This window comes from Algoriphagus sp., assembly GCF_046296635.1.
Lineage (GTDB): Bacteria > Bacteroidota > Bacteroidia > Cytophagales > Cyclobacteriaceae > Algoriphagus.
This window is the reverse complement of the sequence record NZ_JBKBKZ010000005.1, coordinates 102,117-128,026: the sequence shown is the minus strand read 5'-3', so window position 1 is coordinate 128,026 and position 25,910 is coordinate 102,117. Positions and strand designations below refer to the sequence as shown.

At 40.6% G+C, this 25,910-nt stretch carries 19 protein-coding genes; 11 read left to right on the top strand and 8 right to left on the bottom strand.

The window, feature by feature from the left end:
* Nucleotides 1–99: 99 nt before the first annotated feature.
* The 4 genes from feoB to ACK4HU_RS05760 form a co-directional block, all read right to left on the bottom strand.
* On the bottom strand, nucleotides 100–2,232 hold the full coding sequence (gene feoB, locus ACK4HU_RS05775) for a ferrous iron transport protein B (RefSeq protein WP_409804182.1): 2,133 nt from the start codon (nucleotides 2,230–2,232) through the stop codon (nucleotides 100–102).
* Between the two features lie 4 nt (nucleotides 2,233–2,236).
* Complete coding sequence (locus ACK4HU_RS05770) at nucleotides 2,237–2,458, bottom strand: ferrous iron transport protein A (RefSeq protein ID WP_409804180.1); 222 nt, start codon at nucleotides 2,456–2,458, stop codon at nucleotides 2,237–2,239.
* Between the two features lie 87 nt (nucleotides 2,459–2,545).
* The gene (locus ACK4HU_RS05765; protein ID WP_409804178.1) at nucleotides 2,546–3,178 is read right to left on the bottom strand and encodes a hypothetical protein; all 633 of its coding nucleotides are present in this window, start codon (nucleotides 3,176–3,178) and stop codon (nucleotides 2,546–2,548) included.
* A gap of 13 nt (nucleotides 3,179–3,191) precedes the next feature.
* Nucleotides 3,192–5,603, bottom strand: coding sequence for a TonB-dependent receptor domain-containing protein (locus ACK4HU_RS05760; protein ID WP_409804176.1), 2,412 nt, complete (start codon nucleotides 5,601–5,603; stop codon nucleotides 3,192–3,194).
* A gap of 314 nt (nucleotides 5,604–5,917) precedes the next feature.
* Here ACK4HU_RS05760 and ACK4HU_RS05755 point away from each other — a divergent pair, with 314 nt between their 5' ends.
* Nucleotides 5,918–11,227 carry a hypothetical protein gene (locus ACK4HU_RS05755; RefSeq protein WP_409804173.1) on the top strand — a complete coding sequence of 1,770 codons (5,310 nt, stop codon included), beginning with the start codon at nucleotides 5,918–5,920 and terminating at the stop codon, nucleotides 11,225–11,227.
* 25 nt (nucleotides 11,228–11,252) lie between these two features.
* Nucleotides 11,253–15,479 (top strand): hypothetical protein, encoded by a 4,227-nt coding sequence (locus ACK4HU_RS05750; protein ID WP_409804171.1) that lies wholly within the window; start codon nucleotides 11,253–11,255, stop codon nucleotides 15,477–15,479.
* Nucleotides 15,480–15,539: 60 nt separating this feature from the next.
* Here ACK4HU_RS05750 and ACK4HU_RS05745 read toward each other — a convergent pair whose 3' ends face one another.
* On the bottom strand, nucleotides 15,540–16,802 hold the full coding sequence (locus ACK4HU_RS05745; RefSeq protein WP_409804169.1) for an FAD-dependent oxidoreductase: 1,263 nt from the start codon (nucleotides 16,800–16,802) through the stop codon (nucleotides 15,540–15,542).
* A gap of 194 nt (nucleotides 16,803–16,996) precedes the next feature.
* On the opposite strand from ACK4HU_RS05745, the gene ACK4HU_RS05740 reads away from it, so the two are divergent.
* Nucleotides 16,997–17,653: a Crp/Fnr family transcriptional regulator gene (locus ACK4HU_RS05740; RefSeq protein ID WP_409804166.1), complete on the top strand. Its 657-nt coding sequence runs from the start codon at nucleotides 16,997–16,999 to the stop codon at nucleotides 17,651–17,653.
* A 117-nt stretch (nucleotides 17,654–17,770) separates the two neighbouring features.
* On the opposite strand, the gene ACK4HU_RS05735 is transcribed toward ACK4HU_RS05740, so the two are convergent.
* Nucleotides 17,771–18,574, bottom strand: a complete 804-nt coding sequence (locus tag ACK4HU_RS05735; RefSeq protein WP_409804164.1) for a universal stress protein — start codon at nucleotides 18,572–18,574, stop codon at nucleotides 17,771–17,773.
* A 190-nt stretch (nucleotides 18,575–18,764) separates the two neighbouring features.
* On the opposite strand from ACK4HU_RS05735, the gene ACK4HU_RS05730 reads away from it, so the two are divergent.
* The 3 genes from ACK4HU_RS05730 to ACK4HU_RS05720 all read left to right on the top strand — a co-directional run bounded on the left by ACK4HU_RS05730 (nucleotide 18,765) and on the right by ACK4HU_RS05720 (nucleotide 20,430).
* Nucleotides 18,765–19,571, top strand: coding sequence for a sulfite exporter TauE/SafE family protein (locus ACK4HU_RS05730; protein ID WP_409804162.1), 807 nt, complete (start codon nucleotides 18,765–18,767; stop codon nucleotides 19,569–19,571).
* 193 nt (nucleotides 19,572–19,764) lie between these two features.
* Nucleotides 19,765–20,022, top strand: a complete 258-nt coding sequence (locus tag ACK4HU_RS05725) for a hypothetical protein (RefSeq protein ID WP_409804160.1) — start codon at nucleotides 19,765–19,767, stop codon at nucleotides 20,020–20,022.
* A 72-nt stretch (nucleotides 20,023–20,094) separates the two neighbouring features.
* Entirely contained in the window at nucleotides 20,095–20,430 is a 336-nt protein-coding gene (locus ACK4HU_RS05720; RefSeq protein ID WP_409804158.1) for a rhodanese-like domain-containing protein, read from the top strand.
* Nucleotides 20,431–20,639: 209 nt separating this feature from the next.
* On the opposite strand, the gene ACK4HU_RS05715 is transcribed toward ACK4HU_RS05720, so the two are convergent.
* On the bottom strand, nucleotides 20,640–20,924 hold the full coding sequence (locus ACK4HU_RS05715; protein ID WP_409804156.1) for a TIGR03643 family protein: 285 nt from the start codon (nucleotides 20,922–20,924) through the stop codon (nucleotides 20,640–20,642).
* A 39-nt stretch (nucleotides 20,925–20,963) separates the two neighbouring features.
* Here ACK4HU_RS05715 and ACK4HU_RS05710 point away from each other — a divergent pair, with 39 nt between their 5' ends.
* Together ACK4HU_RS05710 and ACK4HU_RS05705 are read left to right on the top strand one after the other, a co-directional pair.
* Nucleotides 20,964–22,433, top strand: a complete 1,470-nt coding sequence (locus ACK4HU_RS05710) for a deoxyribodipyrimidine photo-lyase/cryptochrome family protein (protein WP_409804155.1) — start codon at nucleotides 20,964–20,966, stop codon at nucleotides 22,431–22,433.
* A 1-nt stretch (nucleotide 22,434) separates the two neighbouring features.
* Complete coding sequence (locus tag ACK4HU_RS05705) at nucleotides 22,435–22,581, top strand: DUF2256 domain-containing protein (RefSeq protein ID WP_409804152.1); 147 nt, start codon at nucleotides 22,435–22,437, stop codon at nucleotides 22,579–22,581.
* Here the strand turns inward: ACK4HU_RS05705 and ACK4HU_RS05700 are convergent.
* Nucleotides 22,578–23,225: a sulfate ABC transporter permease gene (locus ACK4HU_RS05700; RefSeq protein ID WP_409804150.1), complete on the bottom strand. Its 648-nt coding sequence runs from the start codon at nucleotides 23,223–23,225 to the stop codon at nucleotides 22,578–22,580. The genes ACK4HU_RS05705 and ACK4HU_RS05700 overlap by 4 nt on opposite strands.
* Nucleotides 23,226–23,417: 192 nt before the next feature.
* On the opposite strand from ACK4HU_RS05700, the gene ACK4HU_RS05695 reads away from it, so the two are divergent.
* The 3 genes from ACK4HU_RS05695 to ACK4HU_RS05685 all read left to right on the top strand — a co-directional run bounded on the left by ACK4HU_RS05695 (nucleotide 23,418) and on the right by ACK4HU_RS05685 (nucleotide 25,906).
* Entirely contained in the window at nucleotides 23,418–24,614 is a 1,197-nt protein-coding gene (locus ACK4HU_RS05695) for a tetratricopeptide repeat protein (protein WP_409804147.1), read from the top strand.
* 208 nt (nucleotides 24,615–24,822) lie between these two features.
* Complete coding sequence (locus ACK4HU_RS05690; protein WP_409804144.1) at nucleotides 24,823–25,305, top strand: Lrp/AsnC family transcriptional regulator; 483 nt, start codon at nucleotides 24,823–24,825, stop codon at nucleotides 25,303–25,305.
* Between the two features lie 58 nt (nucleotides 25,306–25,363).
* Nucleotides 25,364–25,906, top strand: coding sequence for an NUDIX domain-containing protein (locus ACK4HU_RS05685; RefSeq protein ID WP_409804142.1), 543 nt, complete (start codon nucleotides 25,364–25,366; stop codon nucleotides 25,904–25,906).
* Nucleotides 25,907–25,910 lie beyond the last annotated feature (4 nt).

The window sequence follows — 25,910 nt, the reverse complement described above, 5'->3', positions numbered from 1 at the left end:
TCGCAGCCAGCTTGAGTTTTGGGTTTTAGGAAGTATTTCTTACCTAAGTAAACCAAGGCTGCAATCACTAAAATACCGACTACGATTTCTTGCCACATATTAGGAGAAAATTTGATACGTGATAAAAGCCATCACATAGGCCAGCACCGTCAAGTATACTGTTTGGATCAACGGCCATTTCCAGCTTTTCGTTTCTCTTTTGACAATTGCCAAAGTACTCATACACTGCATGGCAAAAGCATAAAATACCATCAATGAAAACGAGGAGGCCAAATTGAAGGTCTTATCTCCTGTATTAGCATTGATTTGCTGGTCCAATTTCTCACGGATCGTTCGATCATCTTCGATGTCACCACCGATGCTATAGATCGTTGCCATCGTAGAGAAGAATACTTCTCTGGCAGCAAAGGAAGTAATGAGCGCAATACCGATTTTCCAGTCATAGCCTAAAGGCCTGATTGCAGGCTCAATGGCCCGGCCCATGATTCCGATGAAGGAATTCTCTAGAAGTTGGGAGTTTGTTTCAGCCTCAATTTCTGCAATTTGAGCTTCATCACTGATGTTTTCAAGTTTAGCCTCACCGTCTATTCGAATTTGTTCCATTGTGGATGGTGGACCATAGGTTGCGAGGACCCAAAGCACGATGGAAATAGCTAAAATGATTTTACCCGCCTCCACCACGAAGGTTTTGGACTTTTCAATCATAGTTAGCCCAACATCACTCCAGCGTGGAATTCGGTAGGGGGGGAGCTCTGAAAGTAAAAAACTTTTCTCGGCCGTTTTTAAAATCAATTTTAGAAGAAGGGCGGTTCCTAATGCTCCGATAACTCCCAATAGATATAAGCTAAGAAGTGCTAAAGCTTGTAGGTTAATGAATCCCAATACATTCTCATCCGGTACAGTCAATCCGATCAAGATAATATATACTGGTAATCTAGCTGAGCAGCTCATCATAGGAGTGACTAGGATGGTGATCATCTTTTCTTTCCAGTTTGAAATATTTCTTGCAGCCATCACTCCAGGTATCGCACAAGCTACTCCCGACACCAAGGGTACGATACTTTTGCCATGTAGTCCAAATGGACGCATCCATCGATCCATCAAAAATACGACCCGTGACATGTATCCGGTATCCTCCAGAATCGCTAAGAACCCAAATAAAAGAGCAATTTGAGGGATAAATATTACAATACCTCCAATACCCGGAATCACTCCTTCGGCCAGAAGCCTCGTAAAGGGTCCATCAGGAAGTAAGCCTCCAACACCTGCGCTGATATCCGCAAATAGTCCATCAATTAGGTCCATTGGGTAAGAAGCCCAAGTGAAAATCGTCTGGAAAATCAGGAGCAAAATCCCCACGAAGATCACATATCCAAGGATGGGATGAAGAAATACCCTATCAAGATTTGAAGTAGGTTTTGGTTCCGCTTTTTTGAACAGTGCTTTGGTAACGAGTTCAGTTATCTTTCGATAGCGGATTTTGGTTTCCTCCAGTTGTGCTTCTTCCAAATCAAAATTTGCAGTTTGGATTAGATTTTCAAGGTAAGCTCGGTCAGTAGCCGGAATTGCTTTATCCTTGGTCCCAAAGCGTATCATCTGATAGGCCTGATAGGAATTCTCCAGTTCAAACTTTACCTGAACTTGATTCAGCATTTCTGAAGGAATGACCTGTTGAATATCCAGAAATGACGGGGCTTTCTTGAAATTCCGCTGGCTGATCAGATTTTTGACTTCTTCCAGCCCTTTATGATTCCTTGCGTCGGTGGAAAGGATGGGTACTCCCAATGATTTAAAAAGTTCGAAAGTCTTGATTTCGATATTCCTTTTCTCTGCCAAATCGGCCATGTTGAGGATCACTGCCAGATTAATTCCCAAATCGATTAATTGTGTTGCAAGAAAAAGTCCTCTCGATAATTGAGAGGAATCAATAATCATCAATACATAATCAGGCCTTGTCTCGAGTCTGGTTTGATTCAGTACGCGGTGAGCAATGATTTCATCTTCCGAATTAGGGAAAAGACTGTAGGTGCCAGGAAGATCCAGGATTTCAAAGGTCTCTCCATTAATTTGAACAGAACCGCTTTTCTTATCTACAGTGACTCCGGGGTAGTTGCCGATCTTCTGGTTTAAACCCGTCAAAAAGTTGAAAATCGTAGACTTACCCACATTTGGGTTTCCTACGAGGGCAATTCGTGTCGTTAATGTTCTATTGGAAAGAGTAGCTTCTGACATGAAATTAAATCTGTTCTACACGGATCAGCGCTGCTTCGGATTTTCGGAGGGCGAGTAAAGTTTCTTCCATCAAAAATGCCATCGGGCCACCTGAAGGGGCTTGATGCTGAAGTTGAATCTGTTTACCCGGAAGAAAACCTAATTCCATCAGGTTGATTTTCAGAGGGGAAGGTAAAATTTCAACAATTTTGCCTGATCTGTTTAAAGGAAGGGTGTCAGCTGTCATGGGTTTAAATTCTCCTGACGGCAAAAATAGCACTATTTGGAATGAATCTAATCAAAAATAAAGAAGATTTTTATCAGATTTTCCCTTCTAGCGGACATTAAGTAGTTGATCGGTAAGTAAGAACTCCTGGCGATCATCAAATAAAAGTCGAATGGTGAATTTCAGATTAAGTTCTTTTCCGGGGTTTTCTATTACACCAATTTTGAAATAATCCTCCCTAATGAGTCTAAGGCCTGGGGCAGTGAAATTTTCTATAGATGTCAATCCTTGAGCGAAAAAATGATTCATTCCAAAAAGTGAGGTGATGTTATCTCCCACCGAAAAATTAGTTCCATCAGCAAGGGTAAATTCTTTTTGGTTGAGGATTTGAATGAGATAAAGAGAGTTTTTAGTTCGATCTGGTGCAGGATCGCAAGCGAAAGCAAGTCCCAGTGTTGATGAAGTTGATTCAATTGAACTTTGCACTTTGTATTCTGCCTCTTTGATGCGTAATGTTTTGAAAACCTGATTATATGCTTTTATTTCCGAATCCAAAATTTCATTTCCTGATTCATTTACAGTCAGCGTTTCAAATGATTTCACCCGGAGATCTCGGGGCTTTGGAAGAGAGCCACATCCACAAGAGTCATTACCGCAGAACAATCCACAACTCATCGGCATTAGAGCCAAAAATGAAAATAAAGTAAGGCTTGCAAATATTCGCTTTGATTGTATTTTCATCGATTATTAGTGATTAAAAATGACCTTTGACTCCTAACGTAAAATTTCTCCCGCTTGCTACAATTCCCGAACTGTAGGGCCTATACAATTGATCAGTTATGTTTTCTGCACCGGCAGACACAGTAATCCACTTCTGAATTTCAAATTCAGCATTGAAGTTGAAAATAGTCCATTTAGGAGCGAAAGGGTTTCCATTTTCATCTCGTGCATAGATCGCGGGTTTTCCGATTTCTTCTCTTGGCATAGCCATAAAAGAGCGCTCACCATTATAAATTGATGAAAGCTCAAGTTTCAATTTTTTGGATTGGTAGGAAAGCCGAGTTAGGCCAAAGGATGGTGCGGCATGTCGTGAAGGGCTGGCCGACCTGTCATCCAATTCCTCTGTTCCTTTTTGCCAGTTGTAACGAGAGGTAAAAAGAAGTTTTTTGGTGATTGCGATTTCTACTCCGGCTTGTATCCCATATACTTTCGCAAATGCGGCATTTTGTAGGGCCAGTACCTTGCTTAACTCACCGTCATACATAATTTCGGATTGACCATTCAGCATAAATGGACGTCGGACAAGCGCTTGGTCCAGAAGCGTATAAAAAGCAGTAAAATCAATTCTGACTCGATTTTGAAAGTGTTTATTGAAGTTGATTTCTGCATTATAGGCGTATTCTGGTTTCAAATCAGGATTTGGGACGAATACAGTTCCTGGTTCAGAATCGAATATTTTCCCGATGTCATCCACATTCGGAGCTCTGAAACCCGTGGAAATCAATGGGGAAATGGAAAATGAAGGTTCAGGCCTATAGATAAATCCAATATTCCCTGTGATAGAATGGTATCGGTTTTTGGATTCAGAAAACGGCAAGGGATAAAAATTCAAATTATTGGTGAAGTCAGCGTTTAGACTGGTGTAGTTGTATCGGATGGCAGTTTGAAATTGCAGGTTCCCGGTAAGGTTGGTATGAAAATTTCCATAGACAGCAATGGAGGACCAATCCGAATTGGGATAGCGAGCCGAGGCGGGATTGACTTGATTGCTCGATTTATTGGTCACTTTCCCATCGGAATTCACTTGGTTTAACACAGATTCAAAGCCATATGTAAAATACTTTTCAGACGTAAGATTTTTTAGAAAATCCGCATTTAAAGAAAAGGCATTGACTTTTTCGGTTCTGTAAAACTCATTATTTTGACCAAACCTCCGATCAATCCGACTCTCTTCAAAATATTGGTGGGCTGCAATTACTTTCACCTCATCAAACCAACTTGAAGCAGCCGAATGAGTCATCCGAATAGTATTCATCATCCAGATTTGGGGTCCATAATCCCAACGGGCAAAACGTAGCTTTCCATCTCTTTTTTCGATCAGGCGATCGTATCGAGGGATATCAGTGGATTTGCTGTAATGAAATCCGTAATCCCAAGTGGTATTTTCATTTGCTTGAAACCGGACTTTTTGCATCAGATTGAGTTGTTGGTATCCGCTACCCACTTGAACTAGCGGATTAGGATTGGAGACTTGAAGATCAATACCATTTTCAGTGGTTTGGTATTCGGTTCGGAGGTATGAATCGGGTCCGTTGTTTTTGCCCATTTTCAAATCTCCATAGTCAAAATGGGTGGCACTCGATAAAAACGACCACTTTCCCGAACCATAGGTTAAATCAGCATGGAAAGTTTTCTCTGAGTAGGCACTAGAAAAGCGGCTTAAAATATTCCCTGAAAGTGATTTGTCTTTTAGTACAGGAGAAAGCGTCTCAAAGGCCATGACTCCCCCTATGGCATCGGATCCATACATCACAGAACCGGGACCGAAAAGGATTTCAGTCGATTGAAGTGCAAAAGGATCTAGAGAGATGACATTTTGAAGATTTCCACTTCGAAAAATTGCTGTATTCATTCTCACACCGTCCACAGCGTAGAGGAGTCGATTAGCCGAAAATCCCCGAATCATCGGGCTACCTCCTCCGAGCTGGCTTTTCTGAACAAATACCTCACCACTGCTACCAAGCCAATCTGAAGTATTAGCCGGGTTACGTAAGGAAAGCTGGTTTTGATCAAGTGATCGAGCTTTTCCGGGGACATCCTGCGTATTCTGTCTCCATCTTGAAGCAGCAATAATTGCTACGTCTAAGGTGATCTGACTTGGGATGAGCGCTACCTGAAATTGGGAAGATGTAAGGTTTTCCCAAGTCACATTTTTAGACTCAAATCCCAAGAGCTGGAGTATGATTGATTTCTGATTTTTAAAAATTCCAATCTCAGCTGTCCCCTTTGCATCCGTGATCACACTTTTACCCGGATCCGCTGAATAGATCAGAACTCCACCCAAAGGTTGGTTACTTTCAGATTCTACTACGAGAAGACGCTGCGCCATCAAAAAATTGATACCTATTCCAAGGAAAAGTGCAATTGTAGAAAGATATTTTTTCATAGCCTGAGGTAAAACGTAAAATTAACGGAAACCTGAGAAAAGCGGAGACAAGAACATGATAAGTGGTTTTTGGCTTTTTTTGGAATAAGTTATATTAATTTGATTTAAACCTAAAAAATTTTATCTCAGAATGTATTAATAGTAAGAAAATCAAGAAATTATACTTGATTTTCTTTGGATGTTAAGCTGATATTTTATTAGATTCATCGGACTATTTTTCAGTTTTCAATCGGTTTCAGGTAGGAATTTTTAGTGGTTGGTTGAGATCAATTTTTAATTGGGAATAGGTTTTTTCTAACCTTTAATTTTTTCTCATGGAAAAAGATCACTTAAACTCACTACTTGCTGAGGTATTAGGTCACCTTCAGCTTAACAATTCTCAAGATGCCAAACTTTGGGAAGAAGGACTACCACTGCTAGCTAGAAACCTGCTCACTTCAGAAGACCCCAAAGTCAGATCGGACTCATTCAGTTTCGAAAGATCCCAGCTTTTTGCTAAAGAGCGGATCAAACCCGATCAAATGGAGAAAATTCGAAAAGAGATTGAAGTAGCAGAAATAAAAAAGGAAGAGCCTGAACTCAAGCCCTTTGTAAGGGAGGTGCCTGTCAGATCTACTCAATTGGGAAGAAGTGTCCCTGCTTGGGCGGCTGGTGCCAGAGTCGATAGAACTATCGGTCCTCTGATTCGTGACGACGGTAGAATTATAGCTATTGATTTTTATCGAGTTGTAAAGCTATTGGGTATCTATCAGCAGAATAGTCCACTCCCAGTTATCCTGTTTCAAGCCCAATTCCAGGAAAAAAGAAAAAAAGTCATCAGTGCACCACCTGTGGAGGTAACCAAAGATTACCAAATTGTAGCTGGTAGTGTTTGGATTCGTTGTGATATGCTGGCTACAGGAGCTCCATCCAATCGATACGCAGGTTTGAAGGTGAGATCAGGAAAGATTCAGCTAAGCCAAAATCCGGTACTGCAAAATGGAAAACTGGTTTTAGGAGCTCAAACTGGCGTTCAAGTTACTTTAGCTTTGGGGCAAGCTCCTCCTGAAACTTATACAAAAAAGAAACATGGGAGAGATGCAGTAGCAGCCAAAGTCAAAACTCCCGAAAGCCTACTTTTTTCATTTTCAGGAACTGCAAAGGCCCAAATTCATACTGTGGGAAGCGGAGAAGCCGACCTTTATGGTCAAAAGTTTATTTTTCAACAAATAAATGCAGCACCAAAGTATAACTCTCAACTAAGTAGGTTATTGATTCCAATGGCTTCAAGTCAGGGGGTGATTAACCCTGGCAAACAGCAAAGCCCCATTGTTGAGATTACAGAAAGTGCACCGGTAAATTTCGCAGCATGGGCAATCCCTGCAGCTGAGTTAGATGTCAATAGCCCATTGGAAGTGGCAGGTTCGGGTGGTTTTTTGATTGAAGGAAAACCAGGATTAAAGTTTAGCTGGAGTGGTTTGCAACTCAAAAACATAAAACTCCAAGCTCCTTTGTTTTTGATAGATCCGGGAAGAATTGGGTTGACTGATTTAATAGGGGAGGGAGAAGGTGCGTTTCAGGAATTTGACCACTGGAAGGATGAACAAAATCCACATGGAACTAGTCTTCATGTCTCCCTTGGCAAAAAGACATCGGTGCTTTATAATTCCTTGGCTGAAGGAGCTGAACTCTTGGCCTTTACTGGCAATACGATCCACAAAGTCGATCGACCAGTTTTGGTCAGCGGCCTTCCACTTGAAGTAAAAACCAAGGATAGCTTGGTTGTTCTTGCTGGCTCAGAAGATAAAAACCTACTTTATCTGATTGATGATAATATTCTCTGGGACAATAAATTACCATTTGATAGAGTTCCAAAATTCAAGAGCCTAGCACTTGCATTAGAAAATGCGCTTTTCACAGTAACGCCAGTTAATGGAGCGATGATCTTTGGGACCTGTACACCGGATTGGAAGGGGATTGTCAAGAGTAAAACCTTCTTGGTATTTGGACTATTGGGCTATTTGCCTACACTTCCTGATCCTTATTTGGCAAATGTAGCCCACTTAAGAAGAATGACAAGTAGGGGAAAAGGAAAGGGCGTTGAAGGAATTATCAGTTGGTTGGTTTGTCAGATTTCGCAAGATTCTGTACCCAATAGACCTGATAAAGTCATAGTAGGATTTCATTTTGGGCTGGAATCCAATCAACAGCAATCTGGCGGTGATTCTGGTGGAATTGTGGCAAGATCCTTTCAAGCCGAGGCTGTGTCCGCGATGAGTATAGGTTCCAGCATTCCAAAAGTTTTGGACAAAATAAAAGCCAAGAAGGTACAAGATCCTCTGCCTCCTTATGAGCAGCAGTTAAGTCCACATATTCAAAAATATCAGAATGAGCTTTTTGCCCTTTTGGATGTGAGTTCCAATGCCAATCAAATGGGGGTTAGCTTGGGTACCCCCTTACTAAAAAGGGTGACTACAGGAACGATAGTTGGTAGAAAGGAAAATGAAGGTTATGTCCAACCTACTTCCAATCAGATGTTTGGTGTACAAGGTATGGAAGTGGTGGTGCCCGGTGTAGCGGCTCGTTTATTTATGCTGCCTCAGGTGGCATGGGAGCCTGTATTCAATTTAACTCCTCCAGGTAAGGACGTTTTGGGGGATCCCCTTATGTTTTTTAATTATTACCCAAATGACGGCGGACCTTCTCGCATTGCAAATTATCACACAGGTAATGTTCCACTTGCTCCTAAGCCGCTAGTCAAGTACACGCTTGAGCAATATAAAGATCAAAAATCAGCCGTTGATGCACTTTTTACACTTCCATTTGGACTGAAGGCCTTGGCGGAGCTTTCGCATGATGAGCAAAGGGAGTCAGAAAAGCCAGAGCTTAATCTGGTCAATCCTAATTTTCCAAACGATTTAGTAGGGGGAATACAAATCCGGGCCATAGCAAAGGATTATGGTAAAGATGCAATAGTAGGAGCTGGCCCTGATAGTCCCATGTTCAAAGGGTTTACTATCCAGCTGGCAAACATTCTCCAAATGAATGGCCAACCTAATAACACCAGTACTTTGGGAAGGAGCGTGACCAAGATTTTCAACAGTGAATTTTTTGCTGATGAATCAAATCCTGGTACTTTAAAGAGAAGGGGCGTTCCATTGTCCTATATTGATTTTACAGGCTATGGAGCTAGTACTTTTAGCAATTGGTTCAGTCCACGAGCTGCAATAGCGGAAACAAGTCAATCGCGATTTGATATTATGCTTGGTAGAACGGGACATGAAGTCATTCAAGTAAAAAGCATTCTATATCCTTGGGGGATTCGAGTGGTCAGAACTATCACGCTTTTCAGAACTGGATCAGGATATGTCTACAGGACTGATAGCGGTTGGCAAGCAGAGTCTGATGGATTGTTTGATTTTACCTATAAATATTTAGATAAAAGCACATCGCAGACAATAACTGAAACCCCATATAAGCTTCATACAGGTGCGATCCGGGGACTATTTAATGTGACCAATATTCAGGAGGATGGAAGTATTGCGGAGTATAACGATCCAGCTGGTATCATAATAGCACCAAATAAACCATATGTGGATGAGTTTGGGGAATTGATAATAAATAAATCTGGTAAAGAAATCACACGAGATGTGATTTTGGCTCCAGTTTGGTTCGATGCGGATATCAAAATGGATAACCTCGTTCAGGGCCACAAAAATGGAATGACTCCTTCCAAAAAGATCTTAGGATATGTCCAACTAGCTCCTCAAGGGGTTACAATTCCTGAAGAGCATTTCGTCAATCTTTTGAATCTCCAAGGCGGATTAATTGGAGGCGATGTGGATTGCATCATGGATCTCAATAAATCCGGTCAATTGATGCGCATCACTCGCTTTGATATTTCTCCATCTGTAGCAAAAAACAATTCCTCACCGGTTTTTGTGGCAGCGGCACGTGGAAATGTACTTCTTCCAAAGGATGGAAGCTGGTCAGTGGTGCAGCATGAGACCGGAACAGGTGAAGTCACTCCACTACCAACTTACATTCCTGTACCTGTGATTCGAGAAGGCCTATGGAAAGTTGGAAATACGCTTGATAATTCGATTCTCAATGGAAATTTGCTTCGTGTGGCCCATCCTAAAGAGATTCTCCGAGATCCAGTCGATGATACGATCAATTTTGGTTTTCTCCAGACTACAGCTACTCAAAAAGCACTGTTTCTTACTCCTAGCTTCAAGAACAATTTAAAAAAGCTTTTGAGTAAAACTCCACCTGCATTTGCTGATGCATATCGGCTGATGGACAGCAATAGTATTTTTCCAAATATTGGTGATGGCTACTCAAACCTGGGAAAAGCCGTCGCTTTGGTAAATGGGGTGGACTCCAGCGGCAAGGCTGAACCTGCTTTTAAGACCAATCCTATCTTAGATGGGGGTAGGGAGGTGTTTGAATTGTTGGATACGGTACTAACAGATCAAAATGGAAAGATTGTAGATCGTGGATTCAAATTGCTTACTGGAGAAGCAAATAATACCCTCAACAAGGCAATTGCATTTGATGTACCTAGCATTGAGCCAATCAAATTGGTCAATATGGATTCCTTGAAAATCTATATCGAATACAAAGCCAAGGAGACCAAACCTAACAATAATACCTACATAGATTCCAAGCTGAATTTTGATGTCGATTCATTTGCTAAAGACCTCAAGGATACCTGGAAAAGTCGGGTGAACAATGTCGCCATGGTGGTTGATTTGGGGTCTTTTGAGCGACTGATGACTATCAAGGGTAATTTTGACGCTCAAAAAGGTAAGGAATCAGGATATGAAGGAGGGCCAGATAGTCCTAACAAGCTTCAGGGATTGCCTACTCCTGAAATCGAATTCAGTAAGGACCTTCAGCCTGTAATTGACCTCCTTCAGCTTCTTGCTTCTATGTCTACAGGCAGCTATGCTGATGTGATGAAAAAAGGTCTTCAAATCGCCATGAGCAATGCAGGGGAAATCTGGGAATATAAGTTTGAAGCAACAAAAGAAATCCCTTTGGTCAGATTCCCTCCGGAAGACAACTTATACAATTCTCCACAGTGCCCACTACGATTAGAGGCGGGTCTTTCATTAGGAGTGTACTTTAATGCCGCATTGAAGGTTACCACAGATCCCAAACAGCTTTTGCCGACTGCCGGAGGATTTATCCAATTTAAGGGTGGACTCGAAGTCATGTGTGTCACTGTCGGTGGTGCAACAATATATGCTATAGGTGCTGTAGAGCTTAAACTCGCCTGCGATACTAAAATAGGCCCTAGCGTGATGATGAAGTTCGGTTTTGGAGCTTCTATTTCTGTTGGTTTGCCAGTAATCGGAAATGTCAGTGTGACTTACATGGTGGGTTGTGAGATCAATGCTTCTGCAAAAGAAATTGCAGTGGCAGCATTTTTACTATTCAAAGGTAGGGCAAGCCTGGCAGGAGGTCTGGTAAGCGTGACCATTTACATCGAAGCAAGGGGTGAAGTCAAACGGATTAGCGGCCCTAATGGAAAAACCGATTGTACTGCATCAGTGACTTTCGGGCTGGATATCAGTATTTGCTTTGTCATTAATATCAGTTTCGAAGAAACCTGGCAGGAAAGCCGTCAAATAGCTTAATTTTTTTCACAATAATATTTTCATCATGGAACCAAGAAGAATTCTCACCCTTATGACATTTCCCCAGCGTTTTGAAGGGGATGAGTTGACTGTAAATATCGTCGTTGTACCTCGGAATAATGATCCTTTCAAACCTTGGCCAACGGGACTAATCAATCCATTTCCCACTTCAGTTTCTGGTTTTGCAGATTTACAACCGGAGTTTCAACTGGCAATTGTCAGTGGTACAGATGATTTTCCTCTGAGTAATGCGACTGCTGAAAGCCGAAAGCCTATTCTAAGGAATGTAAAAATTATACCTGCCGATAAAAAGGCGGATTTTCTTAAACAAGTAGCGGACTCATTCAAAGGAATAATTACAGATACCAATGACAAGCTTCCCGACCCTGTCCCATTAAATGAGTCGAGAAAACGAGGTATCAAAAAATACTTACCTATTTCATACCGGGAACGCTTCAATTTTACAGTTCCTCGCCATCCCAATGCGGTGACTGATGATTCTTATGAGTGCGCTGTTCGTGAGAAAATTGAATTAATTGAAGATTATAAGCCTAAAAATTCCATCAGTTGGGGTAAAGTATTTGCCACAATTCTTCGGCAACCGCTACTTGCTAAAGCCTGCGGGATGATCTATGAGGTCAAATTGAAAGTGGAGCCGGGATGGTTTGACAATGGAGGATATCTCTATGCAGAAATCGTCGGGGGAAATTATGAATTAGCTCAAAAAGAATTGCTGAACAAAGCTGATGGTCCTCTGATCAAGCGATATGCTGCAAAAATTCCTGATCTGAAAATTGGTGAAAATCGTCCTGTTTTTGCCCCAGTGCTGTTTCCTGTCTTGTACCAAAAACCAAGTGATGCTACCGAACCTATTCCTCCAGGACCTTGGGATGAATTGTTTCTTGAAGCACATCTATATAATGATGGCTTCGCTAAAATTGTCCATGCCAATCAACCTGAAAGCGGGAATTTACTTAAAGAAAAACCGGATGGACTACCACCTCAATCAGACTCCGGAATTCGACTCGGCTGGGATGATGAGCAGATTTTGGTCTGGTATCTGAGACAGATTTTAGAAAATCCAGGAGACTTGCCAGGATCAAACAAGCGTCTTGATTCAGCTTTGGGAGTCATGGGATACCATATTGATGTTAAAAAGGCTGAAGAAAGTGCCCAATGGGAAAGCCTAAATGTCGTCCAAGTCAATACTTCTCAAGAGAAACTTACGGGGTCATTTTCCGGACAATCGGTAGAACTTCCCTACCAAGTCTATCCGACCAAATTATCCGGGCCAAAAAGTGATGGCTATTGGCTTCCTATGTACTACGCCTATTGGATTGGTAAGAGCTTGTCGACTGAAGACAAGGATGCCATGGCGATTTACAAAACAGATAAAGATCATGGAAAGGAAATAAATGGCACTGAAATCGGTAAAGTAGCTCTGAATAGGGCGTTATCGCCCGGAGAGATTAAAACCTTGCTGCGCTATGGAAATACCTACCGGTTCAGGATTAGAATGGCTGATATCTCAGGAGGTGGGCCATCATTGACCGATGAGCCACTGAATGCAGCACCTAGTCCGGAGACTTCTGTTTCATTCAAACGATTTGTCAACCCGGGTATGTTGCGGATCGAAAAACCTGAAGATTTCAGGTCCAATCGTGTGAATTATTTCAATGCTACAAAATTGGACGATTCCGAATTTGGGGATGGTGTGGTACTCCATATTGAGCGACCACTTCTGGAATATCCAGCAGTTGTTTTCACAGATAAATATCAAAAAATAGGACAGGATCCTGTAGAATTACTGAAATCAATTGATAGTGAAGAAGTAATTAAGCCCGCCCTTCCAGATCCTGATGTGACCAAAATCAAAGTTTTGGTGGAGGTCAAATCCCTTCGAATGGATACTCAACTCAGTCGCTCCGGCCAGGATAGCTATATTCCTCTGTATTCAAAAGAGTGGGATTTTCCTTCAGATTTTAACGGTAGAATCGATTTACCAGTCAATTTCATAGACGTTCCAGTTCTAAATTTAGGGGAACCGGCTGATCCATTTTTGTCTCAGAAAGCCTTGTTTGATCAGCTATCTGCCAGTTCAATCGTTCTTCCCACTGGTCGCCATGCAAGAGTCTCGATTCGGGCAGTTGCCACTTCGGAGGAAGAAGATTTCGTTTACTTTGGGATTATTGATGCTGATGAGGAGAAAGACAGCCGTTTTGGTAAAGTGCAGCAATTGATGTTTTACAAGGAGACAAAGAGCGAAGAAGACTTGCTCATTCCTTACAAAAACATCCCTGAACTACAGGCGCTTTACCTTAAACCTGATCCTGTGCCGACTGTAAAGCAGATTTCCATTGGATCAAGATTGCGAAGAAGATCCGAAAATGATCAACCTGATGTCGTCAAAAGAATAGCTGATGCCCTTGGTTTGGAGTCCAAAGGATTAACGCTGATGGCCAAAAAGGGAGAGCGGGTGGCTTTTGGTTGTAGTGCTAGAATTCGCCATTCTTTAGCTCCGGATGGTAGCAGTATCACATTTGCAACCAAATCTGATCTATACTATCACTGGGTAGCTTGCCTCAGCTATCAACTCAATAGAGATTGGACTTGGGATGGACATGAGGATGTAGCATTCGTTATCCAAAGAAAAAATAGGTTTAGAAGAGAGTCATTACAAAACCTTCGAACAAATGACTACCTCGATGATATAGAAATTAAACACACGATTTCCTTTGAGGCCTTGCAACCAGATAGTCATGATAGGATATCTCGAAACTATACCCGAGTGATATACCTCGATGCACTGGAACCTAAGAATGAACGATTTTTACCGAATTCCACTGATCCACGCTATCCAGACGAACTTTGGGCTCAGTATACTTTGGTTCCAAAAATTAAAAAAGGACATGCCTCAGCAGAATCAATCGAGAGCGACTTGCTTAAACTGCCGACAGTACTCAATCCTTCACAGATACCAAAAGTAGTAAGTGTAGGATTGGCTTTTTCTCCTTACGAAAGAACTGAAGATTACAGCAGCACTGAGGCTAGAAGGCGATTCCTTTGGGTGGAATTTGAAGAGGCTATACAGAACCCAGATGATGCATATTTCTGCAGAATGTTGGCAAATGCTCCTGATCAAATGATTTCAAATAATGATTGGGATCTTCAGCAAGTCCCAGAAGAAGCATCACTCAGCCTGGCACCTGAAGTAACGCGAAGAATTATCCCAGGACAAAGTGATGATAAGTCCGGTATTGATGCAATGCAGATGATGATCAAATCCACGGACAGTGATCGGCATTATTTGCTTCCTATTCCTCCGGGTCTTCATCCAGAAAGTCCTGAAATGTTTGGTTTTTTTACCTATGAATTTAGAGTTGGGCATGCTCATTTTATAGATCGTGCAAAGGAAGATGATGAGTTGAATGAGGCTACACTTGGTTCAATTTTAAGCCAGCACTATTTGAATGGAGTGCCTAAGGGAAACCTTTGGTCAACTGCTCAGGCAAGGTTTGGAAGGGAACAGCGCGTAACAGGAATGCAGCATCCCGTCCCTACATTGCTCTGCTCTTTAAATAGGAATGAGAATCACATGTATGTTTCGGCACCCTATGCCAAGGCCGTATTTCAAGGAAAAAATGTCACATCCAAACCACCGCGTACCAGTCTTTGGACATTGCTTTATGCCCAAGTGCATCAGGCCGATGGATTAGATCATCGAAATATTTTGATTGCAGAACGTAAGATGAGGATTGATGTCAGGGTCAATACAGACCCTAAAGAATTGAAACTTATAAATGTACTTACCCAACAGACTTATTTCAGACCGAACATGCCAAAATATAATCGGGGCAAATTTGAGTTTAATCAAAACCAGATTTCTGAAGCTACACTCTTCGCCAATATCAGAGAATCTCACCCAATAGGAACCGCAGTATTTACTTCCCAAGAAATTGCGGGTTATTTAACTGATTTGGGCTTACCAGAAGACAGTTCTTTGAGTGTTTTGGTTGTGGAGGTGTTTGGAAATATCACTAATATCCGTCAGCACCTGAATAGCTTCAATTTTAGGAATCAAACTATAGAAAACAGAGAATTCCAAATGGCTGCTCAAAGGATGATGGAAAATCAGAATCAAACAACACCTGTTGATCGTGATCAATTGGGAGATAGTTTGGGACATTTCCGAATTCTCAGAACTTCACCTTTGACCAAAGTTCCATTTGTTTGTTGCCCAACCTGCGAGTGAGTTGCTGATTATCCAAAAAATAAAAATCCCGACCATCAGGCCGGGATTTTTTGTTTTGTGTTAAGCTTTACCTCGCAGCATCAGATTCCAATACATAAATGGAAGCCCGTATTTTTTAAGTAGCCACATGCTATATTGTTCCTTAGTCGTATCCACAAAAGTGGAGATCAATGGATCACTGTCTTTGATGTTATCATATTTGAATTCACAAAGGAGCATTTTACTATACCCTGTTACTATTGGACATGAAGAGTAGCCATTGTAGGATTCAGCTCCCACTTTACCAGATTTGATGAGCTTTAACAAGTTTTCTACTAAGACGGGTGCTTGTTTCCGGATTGCAGCACCGGTTTTTGCAGTGGGCAAATTGGCCACATCACCAACCGAGAAAATGTTTGGATAACGCTTATGCTGCATTGTATGAATGTCCACATCAATCCAACCTTTTCCTGGTCCTTCTTGAATCGAAACCTTAGAGTCCTGAATGAATTTCGGAGCTGTTTGTGGTGGTGCCAAATGAAGCATATCAAAATGAACTTTGATTTCGGTAGCTCCAATTATTTCTTCTCCGAGCGGATTACCTTCCATGATGGTGCAATTACTTTCTCCTGGCTTGGAATATTGAAAATAGATTTCCTGTTTTTCAGCATCTATTTTAACAGGCGCATAGAATGGTTTGAAGATTATGTCACGCTCATTGATGATTCTGTTCAGCGTTTTGGCAAACTCAGGTACTCCAAAAATCACAGTTCCAGGAGTTGCAAATAAGACCTTCGTTTTGTCACGGACTCCAGTTTTTCTGAAATACTCCTCTGCCATATACATAATTTTCTGAGGAGCTCCACCACACTTGATAGGGGTGGTAGGCTGAGTAAATACAGCATTTCCTCCTTTGAAATTTTTGAGAACTTCCCAAGTATGTTCAGGATCTGTGTAATTCGAACATACTACACCTTTACCCAAAGATTCCTTTAATCCCGGTAAAAGCTCAGGAGCCATTACTAAACCTGGAACTGGGATTAAAAAATCATAAGAAAAATCACCTGATTTTTCTGTAGAAACTTGATTAAGGTCGGGGTCAATTCCTATGGCTTTATCTTGAATCCATTCTACACCTTTGGGAATATATTCAGCTTCTTCCCGTTCAGTATCTTTAAAGTCAAATGCTCCAGCACCTACTAAGGTCCAGGCAGGTTGATAGTAATGTTTGGATGATGGTTCAATGATAGCAATCTGAATGCTTGAATCTTTCTTTTTCAGTTGTGCAGCAATTGTAATTCCTGCTGTACCTCCTCCAATTATTAAAATTTGATAGTGTTTCATTATCGGGTTTATTTTAAGCAGGAAATTAGGTAGACTACAAATGAAAATTGGTGACGAAAGTCACATCGAGATCTAATTTGTTAGGTGTTTTTGTCAGAAATTGAATTTTTTGTAATTAAAAAAGTTCCTGAACGTGACATTTATCACTAAATTCAATTTTGAGTGAAAACATTTTTGTGCCCTAGTCCAATCCCATGACCATCGAAAAACTAAACCAAGCGCTGCCAAATATTACAGATCCAAAACTGCTTCAGGCGATTTTGGACAGAGGTCAAGTGGTGGACCTCGAACCTGGGAAGGTACTTATGGAGCCGGGTCAATTTATCAAAGCAGTTCCTCTTGTCATCGAAGGTTCTATCAAAATCATGAGGATGGATGATGAAGGAAAAGAATTATTTCTTTATTACATCGATCAGGGTGAGACTTGTGCGCTCTCTTTAACTTGCTGTACTGCTTCCCGTCCCAGCGAAATCAAGGCAATTGTGGAGGACAAAGCAATTATGATTTTTATTCCAATTGAAGTTCACGAACAATTTTCGAATGAATTTAAGCAGTGGAAGGACTTTGTGTCCAGCACTTATCAGATGAGATTTCAGGAATTGCTTGTGGCATTAGATGCAGTAGCATTCAAGCGAATGGACCAGAGACTGATGCAGTATATTGTTACTAAGATGAAACAGCATAAAGCAAATGAGTTGCATATGACCCATCAGGAAATCTCCAATGAATTGGGGACATCACGAGAAGTGGTATCTCGACTCCTAAAGCAATTGGAAAAGAAAAAATGGATCGAACTTGGACGAAATGTCATTTACATCCGAGACGATTTTGAGGAATTGATTAGTAAATGAGGATCAGTTTTCTAAAAAAAAAAGCTGGTCAAAACATTTCCCAGATGTCACCCTAAGCAGAAGGCTATTTTTAGAGAACACAACAGCATTTTTGAGAAAACCTCTTTTTTGATCATTTTAACTCATGATCAATAGCGGAATATGGGTATGATAAGCCATTTGAATGGACTGACTTTTTTGGATGATTTGGTCCCAAAGATTCTTATGCTCATGACACATTACTAAAATCATATTGTCATGTTCTTGCATAAACAAGTTCAAACCCTCCGAGGCACTTGAAGCATAAAAAGTGTGTATCCTAACTTTTAGACCTGGATATTTTTTATGCAGATAGCCTTCCATTCCCAAAATAGCCAGCTCTTCCCTGAACCCTTGATTGGTTTGAATGTGAAGTATTTCCAATCCAAGTCCCCATTTTTCACTCATATAAATGACCCAATCGATGAATTTTTCTTCATGATTTGCAAATTCTAAGGCTAGGGTAATTTTTTTGATCTCGCTTACATTGGCTTGAGCGGGGACTACCAAGACCGGGCAATTTGCTTCACGGATCAGGTTCACCGTAGTGGTTCCGATCAGTGCTTTCTTTATTCCACTGGCACCTTGAGTACTCATGACAATCAGGGTGGCACCTATTTCATCCGCTATCCTTGCTGTACTTATGGATGCCACTCCATCCGTGATTTTGTAGTCCATCTCGACACCTGAGGCTTCATACTTTTTAATCGTTTTTTTAAGTAGGTTCTCTCCATCTTTGAACATCGAGTCAAGTGCAATTGCAGCCTGTGAAGCGAAGTCATAGATCACTTCAACCACATGGACTAGGGTTATTTTTGCATTTCTTTTATCCGCCATGAAAATGGCAAACTCCAGAGCTTTAATTGAATTCTCGGAGAAGTCTATTGGGACGATTATTTTCATGGCCACTTGATTTTGTGAAAGTTAAATTTTTCAAATAGAAATTTACAGGATATAAATCATATCAAAACATGATTCATCATTATCAAAACTTTAACTTACAATCTTATCATATCGTGGTTATTGTAACAATTGTCACCGCATAGGGCTGTTTGACCGTCTTACTTTTGTAGCAGAAAATCATAAAAAAAAAATGGACATCATTACCATCATAGGATTTGCAGCTGCTATACTAATTGGAGTGAGTTTGGGCTTAATCGGAGGCGGAGGTTCTATATTGACTGTTCCGGTATTGGTTTATATTCTGAATGTAGATCCAGTCTTAGCTACGGCCTATTCCTTATTTGTTGTAGGTTCGACTTCTCTGGTCGGTGCCGGTACCTTTATGAAAAAAGGATTGGTCAATTACAGGACGGCAATAGTATTCGCAATTCCATCATTTATCACGGTTTTTCTAACTCGTAAATTTCTGGTGCCTTGGCTTCCCGATGTACTTTTTAAGATGGGCGAAACTGTCATCACTAAGAATATTGGAATCATGGTTTTCTTTGCATTGATCATGCTTGCAGCTTCTATTTCCATGATTACCGGTAAAAATTGTAAAGACTGTGATGAAAATCAGGAATTAAAATTCAACTACCCGATGATTGCTTTAGAGGGATCTATTGTTGGTGTTGTTACCGGCATCGTTGGTGCTGGAGGAGGATTTTTGATTATTCCCGCCTTAGTCCTTCTTGCAAGACTTCCGATGAAAATGGCCGTTGGCACTTCCTTACTCATTATTGCGGCAAAATCTTTAATTGGATTTCTGGGGGATATAGGCACTCAAACGATCGATTGGAAAATGCTATTGATTTTTACCGGACTCTCCATAATCGGGATTTTTATTGGTAGCGCATTATCTAAAAAAATCAATGAAAAAATTCTGAAAACAGGTTTTGGCTGGTTTGTCCTCGTGATGGGTATTTACATTATTGGCAAAGAGTTATTTGCGCTTTGATTAGTATGATTCAGGAATATTTCGAAATCTTTTTTGCCTGTCGGAAGTCATGGTGTCAATTATGGCATTTCCCTGAGTATTTGGGATTATTAATTTGGTACAACATATATTCCTAATGAAAACGAAAAGAGCCACTTGGTTTTGACCATGTTGAAAAATTCCCAAAGACCTTTTGGTCACAGATAACTTACCTATGGAACAAAAAGAATTAAATAAATCAAATCCACTTAATTCCTGGAAAGCAGTTCTTATTATTTGCGCCACATTGGGTTTGGCCCCCTTCGTTCCTGAACCACACATCTGGGGAAAAATCAAATGGCTAGCGGGAGGTGCTGTAGGAATGAAATTGATGGATTGGGGAGATTTACTCTTTCACGGCTTTCCTTGGGTTTTGGCCATCCGTCTCGGAGTAATTGAGCTGAAAAACCGATTAAAAATCAAAGAAACTTGAAATCACTAAAGTGACATTTATTACTGATTTGAAGGTAGTTGTGTTCTTAAATTTGAATAAAAATATTTGACCATGTTCAACTTCTTTAGCTCAAAATCAAAAAAATACGAAGACATACCTTCAGGCACTTTCAATGACCTGATGCTTCAACCTGATACCGTTATCATCGATGTGAGAACTGCGGGTGAATTTGCCGGAGGAAAAATAAGAGGCGCTAGGAATCTCGATATTATGTCCTCCTCTTTTGCCAATCAGGTTAAAAATCTTCCAAAGGATAAGACCTACTTACTTTATTGCCGAAGTGGCAACCGAAGCGGTCAAGCCTGTGAAATCATGGCTGATCTGGGCTTCGAAAAATTAAAAAATCTTTCCGGAGGTATCATGAGATGGCCTTTTGAGACAGTTTAAATTTTAGGTTAAAATTGGGTTTAGAATAAAAAAAAGTGAGTCAATTGGCTCACTTTTTTTTGTCGCAGCTCAATCTGAACCAAAGCTTTATCTCGTAATTAAAGTCACAAGATTTCTACAGGATGATAAAATTTTGATGGGAGGACTTGAAGATTAGGGCAAAAAGTTTGGTTTGTTGAGTGTAAAGGGCCGGTTATTTAATCGGTCTTTTATCGTTTTGATAATTTGTTCATTGCAATGCCACGCTGCATCCTGGACTTGAATGTATCCATATCTTCAGGACTTTTCTTCAAATGCTTTGTAGCTCGACCTTGTACACGTGCCCGCCACATCTTGAATGAACTCCGCTTCATATTTCTCCGCATGACCTCGATAGTTTCCCCCTCGCTGATTCCAAATTGTGCGAGGATTGCATCAAAAGGTGTTCGGTCCTCCCAAGCCATTTCGATAATCCGATCAATTTCTTCGGCAGAAAGTTCCTTAAATTTTGTCATGTCATTCAAACTTTCCAGATTCCTTAAAGTTTCAAATCTGTGCAAAAAATCTCCATTGTTTGGCTCAAGAGAGACCTAAGATTAAGCGATCATGAACCTATATTCGAAGCAATACGTGCGGGGTTTCCAGTACTGCTGATTTATTGCTTTGAGCCATCTTTGGTAGCTGCTCCTCAGAGCGAGGATCGTCATTGGAGATTTGTATGGGAAAGTCTGGAGGATTTGAATTCCCGACTGAAAACATATCAGGCGTCCATTGCCATTTTTAATACTGAAGTTAAAGAGGTGTTTGAGCGATTAATTGAAGTATATCAAATTCAAGCAGTTTATTCTCATCAGGAAACTGGAATTAAAGTCACTTTTGATAGAGATATTGAATTGGGACTTTTCTTTAAGGAGCATAAAATCGAATGGAAAGAATTCCTGCAGCAAGGAGTTCAGCGTGGTAGAAAGAACCGAGAACGATGGAGAAATTCTTGGTTTGGATTTGCTAAAGCTCCTCTGAAAAATCCTGAATTAAAAAAAGCCATTTTCATCAGTTTGTCCAAGCGATTTTGGGAAGCTTTTCGCCAAAAGGGAATCCCCGAAATCTGGAAAATTCCCAACCCCCAGATGCAGCCCGGAGGTGAATCCAAAGGCAGAATGTATCTCAAAAGCTTCTTGGAAGATCGAGTCAAAAACTACAATAGGCATATCAGCAAGCCTGAACTAGCTCGAAAAGGTTGCAGTCGACTTTCTCCTTACTTGGCTTGGGGATGTCTTTCCATTCGGGAAGTGTACCAGCTCTCCGAGTCAAAGTCTGCGACTGGTTTTCAGACACGAAACTTTACCAATTTCCAATCCAGACTACGCTGGCATTGTCATTTTATTCAAAAGTTTGAGATGGAAAGCCGGATGGAGTTTGAACCTCTCAATCGTGGGTTTTTTAAATTTGAATATCAAAAGCGGGAGGATTGGATTCAAGCTTGGGAAATGGGTCAGACAGGTTATCCATTGGTGGATGCCTGTATGCGATGCCTTCGAGAGACTGGTTATCTAAACTTCCGAATGCGAGCAATGGTAGTTTCTTTTCTTACCCATCACCTATCGCAGGATTGGAGATCAGGTAAGAATCATCTGGCGAAAATGTTTTTGGATTTTGAGCCGGGTATTCATTATCCGCAACTCCAAATGCAAGCCGGGGTGACGGGGATCAATACGGTGAGGATTTATAATCCGATAAAGCAATCGCAGGATCATGATCCCGACGGAGTTTTTATTCGAAAGTGGGTTCCGGAATTATCCAAATTGTCAAATTCGTTGATCCACACACCATGGGAATTGACTCCTATGGAGCAGCAAAGCTTAGGTTTTCAACTTGGGGAAGATTATCCCTTTCCCCTAGTGAACTCTGAAAAAGCTGCAGCTGCAGCCCGCGATCGAATTTGGGGAGCCCAAAAGGACCCGGAAGTTGTAAAAGAATCAAATCGAATTGTCGAAAAACATACGTTACCTAATCGATGGGCTTAAGATGAAGAAAGAACATTTACCTGAAAAAATCTGTATCGTTTGCAACCGTCCTTTTACCTGGAGAAAGAAATGGGAGAAAAACTGGAATGAAGTGAAATATTGCTCCCAACGCTGTAGTAGTGATGCCAAAAAGCTACGTAAATCCTAGCGGTAAGCACCAATGTAGAATCCCAGCCAAATAAGTAATGGGAGAAAATAGGCGATCAGAACCACCAAAGTACTCTCCTCGATAGATCTCCTACTAATCATGTGGAATCCTAAAACCCAGAAAGCTCCGTAGATCAATTCGAATATATTCAAAACTGAAAGGGGGTAGTGAAACTTTACATCAATGTTTTCAGGACCCACCAACCACAGAACGGATAAGGGTTCGAAATTTTGAATGTCGAAATAAGTCACACCGCTTGAGGGGTTCAGGTAGACTAATAATCGGAGTAATTCCGGGAAAATAAATACAACCTCAGCCACTAGTGCGAATTTCCATAGGTCTCTGAAGTTGGCTTTGTACCCAATCATCAGTCCCATTGACCAGAATAAAAAAGCAATCACTGTAAACTTCCAAAGCAAAGCGAAAGGCGTCCAAACGTAATTCAGGGTGTTGAATATATGGAAGAACATTAAACCTCCCTGCGATTCCAATGTCTCATAATCCGGGATTGATTCAAGTATCAGGGTATTAGTGAGGTATCTCAAAACCAAAAAAATCAGCAAGAGAACGAAAAAATAAAGTCTCTTATCGAAATCTATTAGCTCATTCAATCGTTGTGCTAAAGGTGAAGCAGGTTTAGCCATTTACATTTGTTAAAGTAACCAAATCTAAATGATTGTTTGGAATTCGCCGTAGTTTTGCAACAAGAACAGAAAGAAAGTAATGAAATGCCCATGATCCCGTACGTACGGGATCACACGGGGGAATGATTATCGAGGGCATTCCACCTGCCTGCCGGCAGGCAGGTGTGACCAATAAAAAACAATTATAAACACATGAATAGTAGAGTTTGGATAGCAATTTTATGTTTTTGGATGGTCCTAGCTTCAGGTAATGCATATTCGCAGGCTGGAGATCCCGTGATTCCTGATTCCAACTCAGAATATCTCCTTCTCGACAAGGGACTACAATATCGAGTCACAAAGGCTATCAATAGCATGTACGACTTTGATTTTCCCACAGCAGAGCGGGATTTCGCGGTAATTATGTACCAATATCCTCAACATCCCTTACCTGATTTTTTGATGGCTTTAGGTTATTGGTGGAGGATTGAAGTTGATGTTACAAATACCCGGTTTGATAATGTTTTTATTCAGCATTTAGATCGAGCCAATGAAAAAGCAAAGCGGATGTTTGATGAAAATCCCAAAAACAAAGAAGCAGCTTTTTTTTTAGCGGCAGGATACGGTTTTCAAGGGAGATTATACAGTGAGCGGAAAAGTTGGACAAAGGCTGCTTGGGCAGGAAGAAATGCTCTGAAATATATGGAGTTGAGTAGGGGAGAGGAAGAGTTCAACCCCGAGCTTTTACTTGGAGATGCATTGTTCAACTATTTTTCTGTTTGGATCCCTGAAAATTATCCCATATTGAAACCGATGATGGCATTATTTCCAAAGGGGAATAAAGAATTGGGTTTAAGGCAGCTGGAAAATGTAGCAACCAATGCCTTTTATACCAGAGTCGAAGCCCAGTATTTCCTTTTTAGATTATATGCATCTGAGGAAAAGAAACCTTACGAGGCATTAAGAATTTCAGAATACCTGCATTCCAAGTTCCCAAACAACCCATATTTCCATCGATCCTATGCCAGGCATTTATATACCGTGGGGAGATGGACAGAATCGGTGGAAAAATCCTTTGAGATTTTGAATCGAATAGATCAAAAGCAATATGGCTATGAGTCAAACAGTGGGAGATTTGCGGCTTTTTACGTAGCTGAATATTATAATCGAATAGGTCAAAAACCCGAAGCTAAGGAGTATTACCTTAAAACTGTAGCCTATGGAGAAGAATCAGAATCTCAGGAAAGTGGCTATTACCTTCATTCACTGATTCAGCTTGGAAAGATGGAGACTGAATCCAAAAACAAGGCTCAGGCCAAAAAGTATTTTGATCAAGTGAAAAAATACGCAAAGCGAAAACATCCTGCGCACAAGGAGGCACGGGATTTCATAAAAAAGAATAAACTTTAATTTAAAATCTCTCGTTAATCAACCTCAGAACAAGAGATAATTTGAATTTTTTGGACTGCGCAAAGAGTTTCAATTGTATTCTTGGCAGTTTTCTTTCAAAAGATTAATAAAATTTTGATTCCACTCATCAAAAAGGTTTAAATCGATTTAAAACATTCATCAATTATATTAAATTTGTACCACATAAAATTTTGTAAATCCGAAAGACATGGATAATAGCGTTAGAATAAAATTTGATAAAATAGATCGTAGGATTCTTGAAATCCTTCAGGCAAATGCCAAAATCACCAATGCCCAATTGTCAAAAGATATCGGACTTTCACCTGCTCCCACCCTAGAGCGAGTTAAGAAACTGGAGCAATCTGGTATTATCAAAAGCTACCATGCAAAGCTTGACCCTGAAAGAATTGGATTGGGAGTGAGTACTTTCGTACTGGTTAGCTTAATAGGACACAACAAAGGAAATATTGATGCATTCATGAAGGAGATCAATGAAATCCAAGAAGTGATCGAATGTCATCACATTACAGGTACTGGTGATTTTATCCTTAAGATAATTGCAAAAGATATTACCGCTTATCAGAAATTGATGCTTGAAAAAGTTTCTGAAATCAGAGAAGTCGATTCCATGCAGTCGATGGTAATTCTTTCTACTTTCAAAGATTCAAAAGTGCTCCCTATTCCTGCATAAGGAAATTTAAAATTTATATCAAGGGCGGCTAATCCGCCCTTTTTTTTTGATAAAAACTATGACTGAGAACCCTTGGAAAACTCTTGGAATAACCAATATCTATGAAAACCCATGGATAAAACTCGAGCATCATGATATTGTAAATCCTGCTGGCAAAGATGGGATTTATAGTATAGTTCATTTTAAAAATTTGGCCATAGGAATCATACCCATTGACAAAGAAGGAAATACTTGGATTGTTGGACAGTACAGGTATGCTTTGAAGGAATATTCCTGGGAGATTCCCATGGGTGGAGGTTTGATTGGAATTGATACCTTGGAATCGGCCCAAAGAGAGCTTAAAGAGGAGACAGGTCTACAGGCTAAAAAGTGGACAAACATCCTTAAAATTCACACTTCAAACTCTGTGACTGATGAGGCAGGTTATGTTTTCTTAGCAGAAAATCTGACCGAAGGTGAAACGGAATTTGAGGAAACAGAAGTTCTTCAGATTAAAAAACTTCCTTTCCAAGCCGTATTAAATATGGTGATGTCCGGTGAAATTACGGATAGTTTAAGTATTGCGGGCATCTTGAAAGCAGCCAGAATTTTAGGATATTGAATTT